General features: G+C 59.1%; 9 protein-coding genes and 1 tRNA gene. 1 reads left to right on the top strand and 9 read right to left on the bottom strand.

Translation table 11 applies throughout. From position 1 onward, the window contains the following. Window positions 1–59: 59 nt before the first annotated feature. From pqqA to J2X66_RS04805, 5 genes are all read right to left on the bottom strand, one after another. Window positions 60–134 carry a pyrroloquinoline quinone precursor peptide PqqA gene (gene pqqA, locus J2X66_RS04825; protein WP_009045898.1) on the bottom strand — a complete coding sequence of 25 codons (75 nt, stop codon included), beginning with the start codon at window positions 132–134 and terminating at the stop codon, window positions 60–62. Between the two features lie 155 nt (window positions 135–289). Then, entirely contained in the window at window positions 290–2,713 is a 2,424-nt protein-coding gene (gene pqqF / locus J2X66_RS04820; protein ID WP_310261590.1) for a pyrroloquinoline quinone biosynthesis protein PqqF, read from the bottom strand. Between the two features lie 48 nt (window positions 2,714–2,761). Further along, window positions 2,762–3,556: a carbon-nitrogen hydrolase family protein gene (locus J2X66_RS04815; protein WP_310261588.1), complete on the bottom strand. Its 795-nt coding sequence runs from the start codon at window positions 3,554–3,556 to the stop codon at window positions 2,762–2,764. A 12-nt stretch (window positions 3,557–3,568) separates the two neighbouring features. Beyond that, window positions 3,569–5,251, bottom strand: coding sequence for an FAD-dependent oxidoreductase (locus J2X66_RS04810; protein WP_310261585.1), 1,683 nt, complete (start codon window positions 5,249–5,251; stop codon window positions 3,569–3,571). A gap of 221 nt (window positions 5,252–5,472) precedes the next feature. Beyond that, a complete protein-coding gene (locus tag J2X66_RS04805; protein ID WP_310261583.1) occupies window positions 5,473–5,934 on the bottom strand; it encodes an Lrp/AsnC family transcriptional regulator in 462 nt (153 codons plus the stop codon). 183 nt (window positions 5,935–6,117) lie between these two features. Here J2X66_RS04805 and J2X66_RS04800 point away from each other — a divergent pair, with 183 nt between their 5' ends. Continuing rightward, window positions 6,118–8,472, top strand: a complete 2,355-nt coding sequence (locus tag J2X66_RS04800; protein ID WP_310261580.1) for a glucose/quinate/shikimate family membrane-bound PQQ-dependent dehydrogenase — start codon at window positions 6,118–6,120, stop codon at window positions 8,470–8,472. A gap of 51 nt (window positions 8,473–8,523) precedes the next feature. On the opposite strand, the gene J2X66_RS04795 is transcribed toward J2X66_RS04800, so the two are convergent. From J2X66_RS04795 to dnaG, 4 genes are all read right to left on the bottom strand, one after another. Next, window positions 8,524–8,600 (bottom strand) — tRNA-Ile (locus J2X66_RS04795). Window positions 8,601–8,615: 15 nt separating this feature from the next. Continuing rightward, window positions 8,616–12,362, bottom strand: coding sequence for an EAL domain-containing protein (locus J2X66_RS04790; RefSeq protein ID WP_310261577.1), 3,747 nt, complete (start codon window positions 12,360–12,362; stop codon window positions 8,616–8,618). 122 nt (window positions 12,363–12,484) lie between these two features. After that, window positions 12,485–14,332, bottom strand: coding sequence for an RNA polymerase sigma factor RpoD (rpoD, locus tag J2X66_RS04785; protein ID WP_123433084.1), 1,848 nt, complete (start codon window positions 14,330–14,332; stop codon window positions 12,485–12,487). A gap of 67 nt (window positions 14,333–14,399) precedes the next feature. Next, window positions 14,400–16,376 (bottom strand): DNA primase, encoded by a 1,977-nt coding sequence (dnaG, locus tag J2X66_RS04780; protein WP_310261574.1) that lies wholly within the window; start codon window positions 16,374–16,376, stop codon window positions 14,400–14,402. Window positions 16,377–16,693: the final 317 nt, after the last annotated feature.

Here is a 16,693-nt window from a genome sequence, read left to right as displayed (position 1 = left end):
AAAATTGAAAATAAAAACGCCTCGGCGAGCCGAGGCGTTGGCACTGCGATACAAAAAGATTAGCGGCTTGCGAAGTACATGGTGACTTCAAAGCCAATACGCAGGTCGGTGTAAGCGGGTTTGGACCAGGACATGGGAGCGCTCCTTCAGGTAATGGGACAGTTGAGGTCTATACATATAGTCCACCTCCAGCCGGAGATGTTCAGATAGTTAGGTTGCTATGTTACTCAAAATTACAGCGTGGTTGCCCGTGAAACTTTGAGAAAGCTAATTGCAGCGCCTGTAATGATCATTTTGTCGCTTGCCAAAACGTGCTTGGGCTTGGGCCGCTGGCCAGGCAGCGCCATCCGCCGAGCGCTTGATTCAGTCGCTTTGCAGCGCCCGATAATGCATCGCGATCGATCAGCAAAATGGTTTCAGGTAAACGCTCCAGATAATCCGACGAGTGGCCAGCCAGTTTGCCCTGCCAGAGCAGTTCGGCGGCCTGAGGGGCGGGCAGAGCGTTCAGATCGAATTGCTTTGCCAGGGATTGACGTTGGGCGGTGAACGTCGCCTCGTCCATGCCTTCGATCATGCCTGGCAAGTCGCTTAGAAAGTGTTCGATGTGTTCCAGCAACCCTGCCGGTGCAACGCTCGGTGATTGCACGCCGAACAGAAGCCCGGTCTGCCCATGGATCTGGCGCAAGGCGCTGAACACGGCATAACCCAGTTGCAAGTCCACCCGCAGGCGCTGATAGAACGGTGTCTGGCACAGGTGCGCGAGCAAGCGCCAGGCGGCTTCGTCGGCGATGTCCTGCGTGGTGGTCGGACAGAACAGCAACAGCGCGTGTTCGCTGGAGTCGGTGTCGACAGTTGTCCACAGGCGCTGCGTATTGATCGAGGGCGGCGACGATGGTTGATCCGCAACACCGGGCACGCGGCTCAGGGCCAAACCCATCGCCGCTTGTGTCTGTGACGACAGGCCAACGGCCAGACCTTCCCAACGTGCGTTCGACCAAAGCGGCTGCAAACTCCCTGAGTCAGCAGCGGGTTCAAGGCAAAGACCAGGCAGCGCCTTCAGCAGTTGCTTGATCGGCATCAATGGGGCACTGGGCGGTTCATTCTGTGAGGATCCGGCTTCCTGTGTGGTCAGCACTTTCAATGCGTGTTCGAGGACAGTTGGCATTGGTGCCTGTCGCCCGGTCATCTTCAGCAGCCATTCATTGCCTGATGCGCTGAAGGAAAAGTCGACACCGGCCTGATGCGCATCTTCGCGCAAAGGTTTCAACTGGTTCTCCAATGCCGACTCAAGACTGGCTAGAGGTGTGAAGTCGAGTCGCCAGCGCAGATAAATCGCGCCTTCATCGGTGTTATCTGGCAGCGCCGAACTGAACTGCATCGGGGAGTTTTCGCGACGACTGCGTGAGCGGTCCTGGGCAAACGTGCGCAGACCACGGTGTTTGCTGGTCTGGCCGCGAATCAGCCCGGCATTGGGCGCGGGCGTTTCGCTGCGTAAAAACGGATTAGGCGTCGGCAGTTGCCATTCGCCGCTGAAGTTATCCACAGCACCGATTTTCTTCAGGATGTCTTTCAGAGCAAGAACGCCCTGCGCGGACAACCCGGTCCCCAGTTGCTCACTGTCCCGTTGGGCCAACTGCAAGGCACCGCTGACTTGCTGCTGGTGTTGCAGCATGGCCGCGTATTCTTCGCGCAAGCCGGCCCAGTCTTGATGGGAGGCAAAAAAGCCCAGCCAGTCGAGAAGTGTTTGGCGAATCACGCTTTCCGATTGAGCGTTTATGAACTCGATGTGCAGCAAGGCTTGCCCGGCAAATTGATACAGCGGCGCAGCTTTCAGGCTGGCGGCCAGACCCTGTTCTCGCAGTGTCGCCACCAGCCCGCCGGGTTTCTTGGCGTTCAGCCAATGACACAGAAACGCCAGTGCCTCAGGCGATGACTCAGGTAACGCTTCGAACGCGAACAGAAGATCCAGCCGGCGCTCGCCAGTCTGTTGATAAATTGTTTGCGAAGCGTTCATCAGTGCGTCAGGTGCTTGTTGCGGGACTCGTTGCCCGACAGCAATCCCGGTGCCAAAACGCTGAGCCATCTCACGCAACTCATCGAGAGTCTGCGGTCCGGCCAGGCTCAGTGTCATCTGCCCGGCCTGGTAAAACCGCTGATGAAAATCCTGCAACGCTTGCTGAAACTCAGGCTGTGGCACCGGCAGGCTGTCGCGGTTGCCGGCATGAAAGCCGCGCAAGGGATGCGTTGAAGAAAGCCCGTCGAACAACGCCAATTGCTGTTGCGCCACCGCATCCTGCGACCAGGCGACGAATTCCGCGTGCAGCACTTCTCGTTCACGCAACTGATCGTCCAGATTCATACGCGGATGAGCGAGCATGTCTGACAGACGCTCCAGCCCACCGGCAAACGCCTGAGTCGGCAGCTCGAAAAAGAAGTCGGTCGTGCGCTCATTGGTTCGCGCGTTGACCTGGCCGCCATGACCTTGAACGTAGGCCATCAGCCCTTGCCCGGCAGGAAAGCGCTCGGTGCCGAGAAACAACAAATGCTCCAGAAAATGCGCCAGGCCGGGCCACGCAAGCGGCACATCGTGACTGCCCGCCGCGACGCGCAGCACCGCCGCACAGCGCTTCAAATTCGGGGCATGACGCAGCGTCACCCGCAAGCCGTTGGGCAGGGTTTCAGTGTTGGGGCGAGGGTGATTCAGCGCAGGCATGAGCACTTCCAGTACAGAGAAGCGCTAATGCTAGCGGATTACAGGGGATCAGCGCTTGTTAAGGTCGCCGTAAAGCTCGGGACGACGATCGATCAAGTAGCGATTGGCAGCACGTGAATCGGCCATCAATTGACGATCCAGTTCGCCGACAATCAGCGCTTCATCCAGGCCGGCCTGAGCGATGCGACTGCCATCCGGTGCGGCGATGCTGCTTTGGCCGCAGTAGTGGATCTCACCTTCATGGCCGCAATAATTGGTGTAGGCCACGTAGCACTGATTCTCGAAAGCGCGGGCGCGGACGGTGACGTCGGCGACGAAGTCAAAGGGAATCATGTTCGCCGTCGGCACCAGGATCAGCTCGGCACCGGCCAGGGCCAGTCGCCGGGCGTTTTCCGGGAACTCCATGTCGTAGCAAATCAGGAAGCCAAGCTTCCAGCCGTTGAGCTCCACCAGCGGAAAATCATCCTGCCCGGCGCTGAACATCGAATGGTCGAGGTCGCCGAACAAATGCGTCTTGCGATAGTTGCACAACCGCTCACCGTGGGCGTCGATCAACTGCACGGCGTTGTAGATCTGTCCGTCCTCGGTGCGCTCCGGGTAGCCATACAAGATGGCAATCCCGGCGGTCTTGGCAATGCGCGCAATTTGCTGTGCCGACTCACCGTTGTGCACCTCGGCGAGGATGCTGACCGCATCGACGCCGATGTTGTAGCCGGTCAGGAACATCTCCGGCACCACCAACAGGTCGGCACCTTTGGCCTCCAGCGCCAGCTTATGCAGGCGTTGCAGATTGCCGGCGACGTCCAGGGGCAGCGGTGGACATTGGTAAAGAGCTACGCGCATTTCGGATTCCTCTTACTCGGGCAGGGCGATCGGACCGATCTCGTTGAACACATCTCCTGGACCCGGGTTCTCGGCGTGAGTTTCACCGCCGAAGTGTTTCATGATGCCCCACACCGCGTTGAGCGAGGTCTGCACCGCGCCTTCAACCCAGGCCGGCGTCCATGAAACGTCGTCGCCGGCGATGAAAATCCCGCGTTGCTCGGCCGGCATCTCGTCCTGCATGAAGTGCGCGTACATGCGCTGGTTGTAGCGGTAGTGGCCGGGCAGGGCGCCTTTGAAAGCACCGAGAAAATGTGGGTCGGCTTCCCACGACACGGTGATCGGATCGCCGATGATGCGCGCGGCGATGTCGACTTTCGGGTAGATCTTTTTCAACGCGTCCAGCGCCAGTTTCACGCGTTTTTCCACCGGGTGCGGGAGCATCTTCAGCGCGTCGCTCATCCACGAGTACGACAGGCAAATCACGCCGGGCTTGTCGTCACCGTTGTCGAACAGATACGTACCACGGGTCAGGCGGTCAGTGAGGGTCATGCTCATCAGGTCGCGGCCGGTTTCCGGATCCTTGTCCTTCCAGAACGGGCGGTCGACCATCACGAAAGTCTTCGACGATTGCATGTAGCGGGTGCGGTCGAGGGCCATCCACATTTTTTGCGAGAACAGGGTTTCGTCGCATTCGATCTGAGTGGTCAGCAGCCAGCTCTGGCACGTGGTCAACACCGCGGCGTATTCGCGGGTGTCGCCGTTGTTGTCGGTGACCGCGAAACGACCGTCAGCGGCGTGGGCGATTTTCTTAACCCCGGAGCGCGGCGCGCCTCGGTGCAAAGACTTGAGACTGGTGCCTTCTGGCCAGTGCACGCAGCGTTCTGGCACATGGCGCCAGATGCCTTGCGGGACTTGTTCGACGCCGCCGACGACCAGATGCTGGTGATCATCGCAGTTGGTCATCACCACCCGAAAAATTTCCAGCATCGAGTTCGGGAAGTCAGAATCCCAGCCGCCGGTGCCGAAGCCGACCTGACCGAACACTTCGCGGTGATGGAACGACAGTTTGGCGAAGGCTTTTGAGGTTGCGACGAAGTCGTAGAAGGTGCGGTCGTCCCACAGCGGAACCAGGGTGTTCCACAATTCTTTGAGGCGCGGCACGTCACGGTCACGGATCGCTTGCTGGATATCGGCGAACTGTGAACCGGCTTCCAGTGCATCCGCCCAAGCGTCAGCTACTTCCTGGAACAGTGCAGGAAGATCCGCCAGTTTCTGTGCGTAATGGGTTTTGCCTTCGATGTCGATCACCGTGCTACCCGACGCGGGCGTCAGCGGGTTCGGAAAAGGCTTGGTCTGCAGGCCGAGTTTGTCGACGTAGTGATAGAACGCGGTAGACGATACCGGGAAGCGCATCCCGCCCAATTCGGCGACGATTCCATCGGTCCCGTTGAACGCCTGGGAGCGCAAACGACCGCCCATCTTCGAGGCTTCGTAGACGACCGGTTTCAAGCCCAGCTTCATCAGTTCGTAAGCCGCCACCAGGCCTGCGATGCCGGCGCCGACAATCGCTACTTCGGCACCGTGGTTGTGCGCAGGAATGCTGCCCAGGCCAGCCGGGTGTTCGATCCAGTCGTCGAAGGCGAAAGGAAAGTCCGGGCCGAAAATGGTGACTGGTTTCTTACCGTCTGCAGGATGGCGATTGTTCTTGTTCATGGCTGACCTTGCTGGCGACCCGACGCGGGATGCGCGTCTGAGTATAGGAAAAGATGGCAGCCATTCTAGTGAGCGTAGAACACGTTAATAAGACGCAATGTGTCGTCGTTTTGATAATTGTTTGATCAGAATGACGATTGAATGCTACACACCGTCAATGTGGGAGCCGAGCTTGCTCGCGATGAGGCCCTCCCAGACACCAAAGAGCTATCGGCAAAAACTCAAACCGGCTGTCCCCGATCAATCTTGCTACTCAAAATAATCGACGTCGTCGTCTTCTCCACCCCATCCACACTGCCGATCTGATCCAGCAACTGATCCAGCTGCTCCGGCGAGTCAGTCCGCAGCCACGCCACATAATCAAATTCGCCACTCACGGCACACAACTGCTGAACCTGCGCCATCGCACTGAGCCGGCGCAGCACTTCCTTGCCCGAGCGCGGTTGCACGGTAATCCCGACGTACGCCTGCAATCCGCCATCCACCACGCGCTGACCGAGGCGTACACCATAACCGGTGATGACCCGGGTCTTTTCCAGTCGCGCCAATCGTGAGGTGACGGTCGTGCGAGCGATGCCCAATTGCCGGGCCAGCATGGCCACGCTCTCGCGGGCGTTGATCTGCAGGGCGGCGATCAACTGGCGGTCGATCTCGTCAAGAACCGGTGGGCGTGCGTCAGGCAAGGGGCGTCTCCAGTGGCGTGGAACAATGGGGGGCATGTTACAGGCTCGTTCGACGTGACGCTTGTGGGCGATATTCGAACGGGTCTATGTACCGTTCATTACATTTATGACTGCGACAAATTGCCATAAGTAACTAGGTAGTACATCATTCCGCGCTTGTCACAAATGGGGAAAACTTCCGACATGAATAATTCTGGGGCTGCCGGCGGCGGCAAATGGCTGTTGCGCAGTCTGGGTGTGCTGATTGCCTTGATCGGGCTTGGCCTGGCAGGGGGCGGTAGCTATCTGGTTGCGCTGGGCGGCAGCGCTTACTTCTTGCTGATGGGCCTGGCGATGCTGGTGTCCGGGCTGATGATTGCCCGTTGCAAGCCGCAAGGCGCGTGGCTGTATGGTCTGGCGTTGATCCTGACGGCGATTTGGGCGGTGTGGGATGCCGGTTTCGACTACTGGCCGCTGGTGTCGCGCGTGCTGACGTTCGCCGTGATCGGTCTGGTCGTTGCGCTGATGTATCCGACGCTGGTGCGTGCTTCAGGCGCGACCGCAGGCCGCGGTGCATATGGCCTGGCCGGTATCCTGAGTGTCGGCGTTGTCGCAACGATGGCCTATATGTTTGTGCCGACGCATGTGGTCAAGGCCACCACCGAACTGGCGGTAACTCCGGTGGCGCCGGGCACAGAGCAGAAAGACTGGGCGCATTGGGGCAACACCACCGCCGGCAATCGCTTTGCCGCGCTGGACCAGATCAACAAAGGCAACATCGACAAGCTGCAGGTTGCTTGGACCTTCCGTACCGGCGACATCCCTGTAAGCACCGGTGCTGGCGCTGAAGACCAGAACACCCCGCTGCAAATCGGCAACACGGTCTACACCTGCACCGCCTACGGCAAAGTCTTCGCCCTGGATGCCGACACCGGCGCCCAGCGCTGGAAGTTCGACCCGCAAGGCACCGCTCCGAACTGGCAGCGCTGCCGTGGCCTGGGTTACTCCGAAACCCCTGTCTCCTCGGATATCCAGCCCACTGCCTGTACGAAACGTCTGTTTCTGCCGACCGGCGATGCGCGTTTAATCGCCATCAATGCCGACACTGGCAAGCCGTGCGAGGAGTTTGGCAATCGGGGCACTGTCGACCTGACAACGGATATGGGCGAGGTGAAACCGGGCTATTACCAACAAACCTCGACCCCGTTGGTCGCCGGTGACGTGGTGATCGTCGGCGGTCGCGTGGCCGATAACTACTCCACCGGCGAGCCGCCGGGTGTGGTTCGTGCCTATGACGTGCGCAGTGGCGAACTGGTGTGGGCGTGGGATCCGGGCAACCCGAACACCACCAAACGCCCGCCTGCCGGGGAGACTTATACCCGTGGCACGCCGAACGTTTGGTCGGCCATGTCCTACGACGCCAAGCTCGGTCTGGTGTACCTGCCAACCGGCAACGCCACCCCGGACTTTTTCGGTGGCCAGCGCACGGCATTCGATGACAAATGGAACTCGTCCATCGTCGCCATCGATGTGAAAACCGGTCAGGTGCGCTGGCACTTCCAGACCACTCACCACGACCTCTGGGACTTCGACCTGCCAGCCCAACCGCTACTGTATGACGTGCCGGACGACAAGGGCGGCCTGCAGCCAGCCTTGGCGCAAGTGACCAAACAGGGCGAGATCTTCCTGCTCAACCGCGAAACCGGCGTACCGATCGCCCGCGTCGAAGAGCGTCCGGTGCCGCAAGGCAATGTCCCCGGCGAACGCTATTCGCCGACCCAGCCGTTCTCGGTGGACATGCCGTCAATCGGTAACAAGACATTGACCGAGTCCGATATGTGGGGCGCCACGCCGTTCGATCAACTGATGTGCCGCATCCAGTTCAAAGGCATGCGCCACGAAGGCGTCTACACCCCGCCAGGGCTTGATCGCGCGTTGCAGTTTCCAGGCTCGTTGGGTGGCATGAATTGGGGCAGCGTTTCGGTGGACCCGAACACGAACTACATGTTCGTCAACGACATGCGCCTCGGCCTCGCCAACTATATGATCCCGCGCAACAAGATCGCCGCTGGGGCCAGTGGTATTGAAATGGGTGTTGTGCCGCAGGAAGGCACGCCGTTTGGTGCGATGCGCGAACGCTTTCTCTCGGCGGCGGGTATTCCGTGTCAAAAACCACCGTTTGGCACGATGTCCGCCATCGACCTCAAGACCCACAAACTGATGTGGCAAGTCCCGGTCGGCACCGTGCAAGACACAGGCCCGCTGGGGATCCGCATGCATTTGCCAATCCCGATTGGCATGCCGACGCTGGGCGCTTCGCTGGCGACCCAGTCGGGGCTGTTGTTCTTCGCCGGGACGCAGGATTTTTACCTGCGTGCGTTCGATACCGGCAATGGCAATGAGATCTGGAAGGCGCGTTTGCCTGTGGGCAGTCAGTCAGGGCCGATGACGTACGTTTCGCCCAAGACTGGCAAGCAGTACATCCTGCTGACGGTGGGTGGTGCGCGTCAGTCGACGGATCGTGGGGATTATGTGATTGCGTATGCGTTGCCCAAGTAGGGGCTGAGTGGCAGAAACGAAAAAGCCGCGCATTTGCGCGGCTTTTTTATTTGGTGGGCCCACACGGACTTGAACCGTGGACCAAAGGATTATGAGTCCTCTGCTCTAACCAACTGAGCTATAGGCCCTCAGTAGGCCGCGGATTATAGCGACGGTTTCTCGGCTGTGCTATCCGAAAAATCCGATACGGCCATACGAAGAAACGTCGCGGCGAATTCGTCGGCGGGAAGAGGTGGGCTCACGATGTACCCCTGGATCTGTTCGCAACCCTCGGCGGCGAGGAATTCCTGCTGGGCCAGGGTCTCCACGCCCTCGGCGATGACGGTGAATTGCATGCTGCGGCCCAAGGCGATGATCGCGCGAACGATGGCTGCATCATGCGGATCGTCAGGCAGGCCGCGGACGAACGACTGATCGATCTTGAGAATATCCAGCGGCAGGCGCTTGAGGTAACTCAAGGATGAATAGCCCGTACCGAAGTCGTCGATGGCCAGCTGCACGCCCAGCTGTTTGAGTTGGTGCAACACCGCGAGCGCTTCTTCGGCCTGGCTCATGATGAAGTTTTCGGTAATCTCCAGTTGCAGAAAACCGGGCTGGAGATGGCTGTCCTTGAGCAGTTGTTCGATTCGCCCCAGCAGGTTGGGTTGACGCAGTTGGGCACCAGCGAGGTTGACCGAGAGCGGGCCGAGGCATTCATACACCTGATTCCACTCGTTCATCTGGCGGCAGGCGGTTTCAAGGACCCAGTCGCCGATTTGCAGAATCATGCCGTTTTCTTCGGCCAGGGGAATGAAGTGTTCCGGCGGCACCATGCCGAAGGTCGGGTGATGCCAGCGAATCAGCGCTTCGGCACCGACCAGTCGATGGTCGTCGAGGCTGATTTTCGGTTGGTAGTGCAGGAACAGCTCGTTGCGCTCGATGGCGCGGCGCAGTTCGTGTTCCAGCGCCACGCGCTCGCTGGCCTGCGCGGTGAGGTCGCGGGTATAGCTTTCGACCCGGTTACGCCCCTTGGCCTTGGACCGGTACATCGCAGCATCGGCGTTCTTGACCAGTGTTGCGACGTCGCAACCGTCCTTGGGGTACAGACTGCTGCCGATACTGGCACTGATAAAAAACTCGTGTTCGCCGGCCTGGAATGGCGCCCCGAAGCAATTGAGTAGCTTAGTGGCGATGTTGTCGGCGTCGCTGTTCTGTTGCAGGCCCGGTAGCAGGATGATGAATTCGTCGCCCCCCAGGCGCGCAACGGTATCGATGTCCCGCAGCTGCTCTTTGAGGCGCACCGCGATGCCTTTGAGCAGCAGGTCGCCGACCGGATGGCCGAGGCTGTCGTTGATGTGTTTGAAGCGGTCGAGGTCGAGGAACAGCACAGCACCCTGGCCACCATTTTCCTGTTGGGTATTGAGCGCGGTCTGCAGTCGACTCTCGAACAGTGTACGGTTTGGCAGGCCGGTCAACGGGTCATGGTGCGCCTGGTAGTCGAGTTTGGCCTGAGCGTGTTTGAGGCTGGAAATGTCGGCGAACACCGCCACAAAGTGGGTGATGAACTTGTCCCGGTTGCGCACGGCGCTGATGGTCAGCCAGCTCGGGTAGAGCTCGCCATTCTTGCGACGGTTGGAGATTTCGCCTTGCCAATGACCTTCTGCGGTCAGTTGGTGCCACATCGCCGCATAAAACGCGCTGTCATGCAGGCCAGAGGCAAGCAGGCGAGGGGTGTGGCCCAGTGCTTCGCTCTCGCTGTAGCCCGTGATTTCGGTAAACGCGCGGTTGACCGCACTGATGTGCTGTTGGGTGTCGGTGATCAACACGCCCTCGGCCGTGCTTTCGAACACAGTGGCGGCCTGTTGCAGCTTTTCCTGCATGAGGTGCCGCTCGGTAATGTCCCGGGCGATGGTCAACATGCAGTCTTCATCGCCGATAGGCAGTGGACGGCTCGACACCTCGCAGAGACGAATTTGCCCGTCGCTACGGCGGATGTGGCAACTGAAGTCGCGGACGAAGCCATCGCGGTGCAGCAGGTCGAGCATTTGTTTGCGTTCGTTGAGGTTGACCCATATCCCCAGGTCCAAAGCCGACCGATCCACGGACATCGCGCTGTTGAAGCCGGTGATGCGGCTGAAACCTTCATTGACCTCCAGCAGCAACCCGTCGCTCTGCCTGGACAGCAACAAACCGTCCGGGGAGGCGTGGAAGGCCTTGGCGAACTTCTCTTCGGAGGTTTGCAGTTGTTGCTGGGTTTCCTTGAGCTGGCTGATATCGCGCACCACCACGACCAAGGCAGGGGTGGTGTCGAGATCGAAAGGCTCGGCGGAAATCAGGCCGGTGAACACGTGGCCGTTACTGCGGCGAAAAGGCATCTCCAGGTTGCGGATGCTGCCGGCCTGCAATCGCTGCAACAGACCCGGCCCTACGCCGGGAATGCCCCAGATATTGAGGTCGGTGGCGGTCTGGCCGATGACGTCTTCGGCCTTGAGGCCGATTTGCTCTTCGAACGCTTTGTTCACTTCCAGCAGGCAGCCGTCGGACAGTCGGGCGATCACCAGAATGTCCGGGCATTGCTGGAAGACCGAAGCAAATTTTTGCTCGGACAGACTCAACGCTTCTTCTGTGCGCTTGGCATCACTGATATCGATCATCAGCCCGCGCATGATCGGTTCATGGCCGTGCTCGATCAGGCTGACGATATCGCGCACCCACAGGCAGCGACCATCAGCGGTAATGACCCGGTAATCGACGCTGTGATCGCGCCCGGCCAGTACTTCGTGATCGCAGAAAGTCTGCGCCCGGGTCAGGTCTGCGGGGTGGATGATGTTGCGCCAGAAGCCCGGAATCAGCCAGTGAGACAGGGGATAACCGAGGAGCTCTTCGGCATGGGGTGAGACGTAGCTGTAGGTGAAATCACTGATCCGTGCTTCCCAGGCGATGGCCGACAAACTCTCTACCAGCCCGCGATAGTGGTATTCGCTGCTGCGCAGTTCCTGTTCGAGGTCGACCCGGCGCGCAATTTCAGAGCTCAGTCGGCGGTTGATCCGGATGACCACGGCCAGCATGACCGTCAGAAACAGCAGCCCCGGCAAGCCGTAGACCAGCAAATCCGACCAGAAGGTTCGATGATCCAGAACGTTGCCCACCCAGTGTTCCTGGATGGCGCTGATTTCACTCGGGCTCATGTCCGCCAGCACTTTGTCCAGAATGCCGACCAGCACCTTGTTGCCAGGAGGCACGGCCATTGCCAGTTGATAGCGGTAGGGGGTTTCACCGCTGACATACAGCCCTTCGAGTTTGAGCTGGCGAAGGCTCCAGACGCTGGACGCGAGATCACCCACCACAGCGTCCACTTCATCGGTGGCCAATGCTTGCAACGCCGAGCTCACATTGGGCATCGGCACCAGATTCAGGTCAGGGTGGTGGGTGCGCAACAGCTCATGGGGCGCATAGTTTTCCACCACGGCGATCTTCAGCCCGTAAAGGTCTTCGAGTTTGTGCGGTTGCGCACCGCCGACATGGGCCAGGATGACAATGGGGAAGTCCAGATAGGGGCGAGTAAACGACAGGTACGACTGGCGCTCCGGGGTCGACATGATGCCCGGTAAAATATCCAGTTTGCCTTGCTTGGCCTGTTCCAGCACGACTGTCCAGCTGACCGGTTCGATGGGCGTGAGATTGATGGCCAGTCGTTGGCGGATCACATTGATGTAGTCCGCCGTCAGGCCCTGATAGCGGCCCTGTTCATCGCGGAACTCAAAAGGCGGCCACGACGCGTCCACACCCAGGCGCAAATCCGGGTGTGCGGTCAGCCAGCTACGTTCGTCGTCAGTCAGAGTCAGCGCGCCAGCCGTTGCGGTCCAGGTCATCAGCGACAGCAAAAAAAGCACGGTCGGCAGTCTGGGCATAACGGTCTCGTTATGGCTCGGGGGAATGCTTCGAGTGTAGACGGGCTAGGCGGCGGGGGGGAGGTGCGAGGGATTTAATCTGCATAAAGCAAAACCCCCGGCCAGGGCCGGGGGTTCTGTTATTACTCGTCGAGGAAGGAGCGCAAATGCTCGCTTCTCGTCGGGTGGCGCAGCTTGCGCAGTGCCTTGGCTTCGATCTGACGAATCCGTTCACGGGTCACGTCGAACTGCTTACCAACCTCCTCAAGGGTGTGGTCGGTATTCATGTCGATACCGAAGCGCATGCGCAGAACCTTGGCTTCACGGGCAGTGAGTCCGGACAGGACTTCGCGAGTCGCTTCTTTAAGGCTCTCAACAGTGGCGACATCGATTGGCGACTGCATGGTCGAGTCTTCGATGAAGTCACCCAGATGGGAGTCTTCGTCATCACCGATCGGGGTTTCCATGGAGATCGGCTCTTTAGCGATCTTCAATACCTTGCGGATCTTGTCCTCAGGCATTTCCATGCGTTCGCCCAGCTCTTCCGGGGTCGGTTCGCGACCCATTTCCTGCAACATCTGCCGGGAAATACGGTTGAGCTTGTTGATCGTCTCGATCATGTGCACCGGAATACGGATGGTGCGGGCCTGGTCGGCGATCGAGCGAGTGATCGCCTGACGGATCCACCAGGTGGCATAAGTCGAGAATTTGTAGCCGCGGCGGTATTCGAACTTGTCTACCGCTTTCATCAAACCGATGTTGCCTTCCTGGATCAGATCGAGGAATTGCAGGCCACGGTTGGTGTACTTCTTGGCGATGGAGATCACCAGGCGCAAGTTCGCTTCAACCATCTCTTTCTTCGCGCGGCGGGCCTTGGCCTCACCGATCGACATGCGACGGTTGATGTCCTTGATCTCGGCGATCGTCAAACCGGTTTCGGTTTCCAGCGCGGTCAGCTTCTGCTGGCAACGAACGATGTCCGGCTGCAGGCGACCAATGGCTTCAGCGTATTTGCTTTTGCCTTTGGCCAGTGCATCGGTCCAGCTTTCGTCAACTTCATTGCCCGGGAACTGGCGCAGGAAGTCGGCACGCGGCATGCGGGCATCACGAACGCAAAGTTGCATGATCGCGCGCTCTTGCTGACGCAGGCGATCCAGGGCACTGCGAACACGCTCGACCAGGCCTTCGAATTGCTTCGGAACCAGTTTGATCGGCATGAACAGCTCAGCCAGGATCAACAGCTCGGCGATTGCCAGCTTATTGCCACGACCGTGCTTTTTCAGCGCCTTGCGGGTGATTTCCATCTGATCGGAGACAGCGCCAAAACGCTGGGCTGCGATGACCGGATCCGGACCGCTTTCGGCTTCTTCTTCGTCATCCGTTGCTTCGGCGTCATCGTCGTCGGTGTCGTCATCCGCTTTCACGGCTTTCGGATCGATCGGCGGTGGCACTTCTGCAGCAGGCGGCGCAATGCCGTCGTCCGGGTCGATATAACCGCTCAGGACGTCGGACAGGCGGCCACCTTCGGTGGTGACGCGAGTGTACTCGGAGAGAATATGATCAACCGTGCCAGGGAAGTGCGCAATTGCGCCCATCACTTCACGGATGCCCTCTTCAATACGTTTGGCGATTTCGATTTCGCCTTCACGTGTGAGGAGCTCTACCGTACCCATTTCACGCATGTACATGCGCACTGGGTCGGTGGTGCGACCAATGTCGGTCTCGACCGCTGCCAACGCTGCTGCTGCCTCTTCGGCCGCGGCTTCGTCGGTATCGGCGTCGGCCAGCATAAGGGAATCCTTATCTGGCGCAACCTCGAATACGTTGATCCCCATGTCATTGATCATGCGGATGATGTCTTCCACCTGTTCCGGATCTGAAATATCCTCCGGCAGGTGGTCGTTGACCTCCGCGTAAGTCAGGTAACCCTGCTCACGACCAAGTGTGATCAACTCTTTGATACGAGACTGCTGTTGCGCTTTTCCGGACATAACACCCTATCCACTGAAGGTCTTGGCGGGCAAAAAACAAGCCGAGGATTATACCTGAGCTATGACCTCACGCGCCAGTTGAGGTCGGGTTTGATACAGCCATATTGCGTTTTAATAGGTCGCGCATCTGATTTGCGATCTGATTTGCTTCCTCCGGGGTCAATCCCGGCTGTCTGGCTTTCCTGATAAGTACTTCCAGGCTATCCGTGTGTTGAGCGGCCGATAACCTAGTAATGGTGTCTAAAAACTGTTGTTCAAGGTTATCACCTGCAATCAGCCATTCCTTTTCTGCCAGCGCTTTGAGTAATCGTCCCTGTTCGGTCCCGTGCCAGCGTGCCATTAGCTGAATTGAGTTTAGCTTAGGATTTTTTTGCACCGCCTCGATCAGGGCCACGAGCAGTTGTGCGTAGGTATTGCTCTCATTGGCAAAATGGTTGGCGGTTTCTACCCGGCCAGCCAGGTCAGGATGATGAATGAGGGTGCGCAGCGCGATCAGCGTGGGCGCTTCGACAGCAATCGGTGTGCGCGGGGTGCTCGGTTGGTCACGATCTGCGCGCTTGCCGTTCTTGTCCCACGGTTTCTTTTCCCATTTCTTGCCGCCGGCGCCGGGTTTTTTCGGTGTCCACTCCTGCTGCGGCACATACATGTCTTGTGACTGCGGCTGATGGTAGTCGCTGTAGTCCGGCATGGCGTCGTAATCCATGCCCGGATCGTATGCCGGTGGCGCATCCTGAGGGGCGCTTTGCACCAGTTGGCTCACCGCTTCGCCGCTGAGACCGGTAATTTCGGTCAGGCGCTGACGCATCAAAATACGCAGGTTGGCGCCCGGGACTTTGTCGATCAGCGGCGCGGCAAGGGTGGCCATGTGGGCCTTGCCCTCCAGCGAGCGCGGGTCCGATTCTTCGGTCAGTTGCTGAAAGAAGTAATCCGCCAATGGCTGGGCGTGCTGGTTGATCCGTGCACGGAAAGCATCCGTGCCTTCGGAGCGGATCAGTGTATCCGGGTCTTCGCCTTCCGGCAGGAACAGGAAGCGCGCGCGCCGCCCGTCCTGCAGGCAGGGCAGTGTCGCTTCCAGTGCTCGCCAGGCAGCATTGCGGCCAGCCTGGTCGCCGTCAAAACAGAACAGCACGTTAGGCACGACGCGAAACAGTCGCTTCAAATGCTCTTCGCTGGTGGCGGTGCCCAGTGTCGCCACGGCATTGCGCAGGCCTTGCTGGGCGAGGGCGATGACGTCCATATAACCTTCGACGACGATGATTTCGTCGAGGTTGCGGTTGTTCTTGCGTGCTTCATAAAGGCCGTAGAGTTCCTGGCCTTTATGGAATACCGGAGTTTCCGGCGAGTTCAGGTATTTCGGCTTGTCGTCGCCCAGAACTCGCCCACCGAAAGCGATGATGCGCCCGCGGCTGTCGCGAATCGGGAACATCACGCGATCGCGAAAGCGATCATAGCGTTTGCCGGTTTCGGCGTTCTCGATCAGCAGGCCGGCGTCGACCATGGCTTTTTGTTGCAGGGTATCGCTGCTCAAGTGTTTGAACAGGTTGTCCCAGCCTGGCGGAGCAAAGCCGAGGCCGAAGTCGCGAGCGATCTCTCCCGTCAGTCCGCGGCCCTTCAGGTAATCCACTGCAGCTTTGCGTGAGGGATGGCTTTTCAGTGCCTGACGGTAAAAATCGGCAGCGGCGGTGAGCAGCGGATACAGCGGCGAATCGGTTGGTTGTCGCGGTTTGTGCGGCCGGCCACTTTCTTCGCGGGGGATTTCCATGCCGGCGGCTTTGGCCAGTTCCTCAACAGCCTGGACGAAATCCAGGTTGTCGTGGTCCATCATGAAGCCGAGGGCGTTTCCGCCAGCGCCGCAACCGAAGCAGTAATAGAACTGTTTGTCAGGACTGACGCTGAAAGACGGGGTTTTCTCTTTGTGGAACGGGCAGCAAGCGGTGTAGTTCTTGCCGGCCTTTTTCATTTGCAGGCGCGAGCTGACCACGTCGACGATGTCGGTGCGGTTCAGAAGGTCGTCAATGAAGCTCTGGGGAATTAGCCCGGCCATGGCGTTCTCGTCATCTGCGCTGAAAGGAACCTATAACGAAGGGCGGCCGAACGCGGGTCGTTGCTTGAGGCGCGCAAAAGATGCGGCTCGACCGGTGTCGTCTGCGTAATCGCTATCGGGGAGTGTATCTGCCGAAAATCCACTGACGTTAATACCAATCAGTAATCGACTGTTTGAAAGTGTTGCGCTGAGTCCGCTGCGGCTTGTCGATGGCCTCGGATAGCTCAATAAGCGGGCACGCAAGCAGGTGCCTTGGGCTGATCGTCGTGAGAGGAATCAGTGGGTGTGCTCGTCAGTAGCCTTGGAAGGCTCGTCAG

This window comes from Pseudomonas sp. 3296 (assembly GCF_031456615.1).
In the GTDB taxonomy this organism is placed as follows: domain Bacteria; phylum Pseudomonadota; class Gammaproteobacteria; order Pseudomonadales; family Pseudomonadaceae; genus Aquipseudomonas; species Aquipseudomonas mucoides.
Note: the sequence above shows the minus strand (reverse complement) of the source record. Positions and strands in the feature narration are given on the sequence as shown.

Bases quoted from the DNA above. Each gene is read 5' to 3' on its own strand.
- dnaG (WP_310261574.1), bottom strand. From the start codon at position 16,376: ATGGCCGGGCTAATTCCCCAGAGCTTCATTGACGACCTTCTGAACCGC.
- J2X66_RS04790 (WP_310261577.1), bottom strand. From the start codon at position 12,362: ATGCCCAGACTGCCGACCGTGCTTTTTTTGCTGTCGCTGATGACCTGG.
- J2X66_RS04810 (WP_310261585.1), bottom strand. From the start codon at position 5,251: ATGAACAAGAACAATCGCCATCCTGCAGACGGTAAGAAACCAGTCACC.
- J2X66_RS04815 (WP_310261588.1), bottom strand. From the start codon at position 3,556: ATGCGCGTAGCTCTTTACCAATGTCCACCGCTGCCCCTGGACGTCGCC.
- rpoD (WP_123433084.1), bottom strand. From the start codon at position 14,332: ATGTCCGGAAAAGCGCAACAGCAGTCTCGTATCAAAGAGTTGATCACA.
- pqqF (WP_310261590.1), bottom strand. From the start codon at position 2,713: ATGCCTGCGCTGAATCACCCTCGCCCCAACACTGAAACCCTGCCCAAC.
- J2X66_RS04800 (WP_310261580.1), top strand. From the start codon at position 6,118: ATGAATAATTCTGGGGCTGCCGGCGGCGGCAAATGGCTGTTGCGCAGT.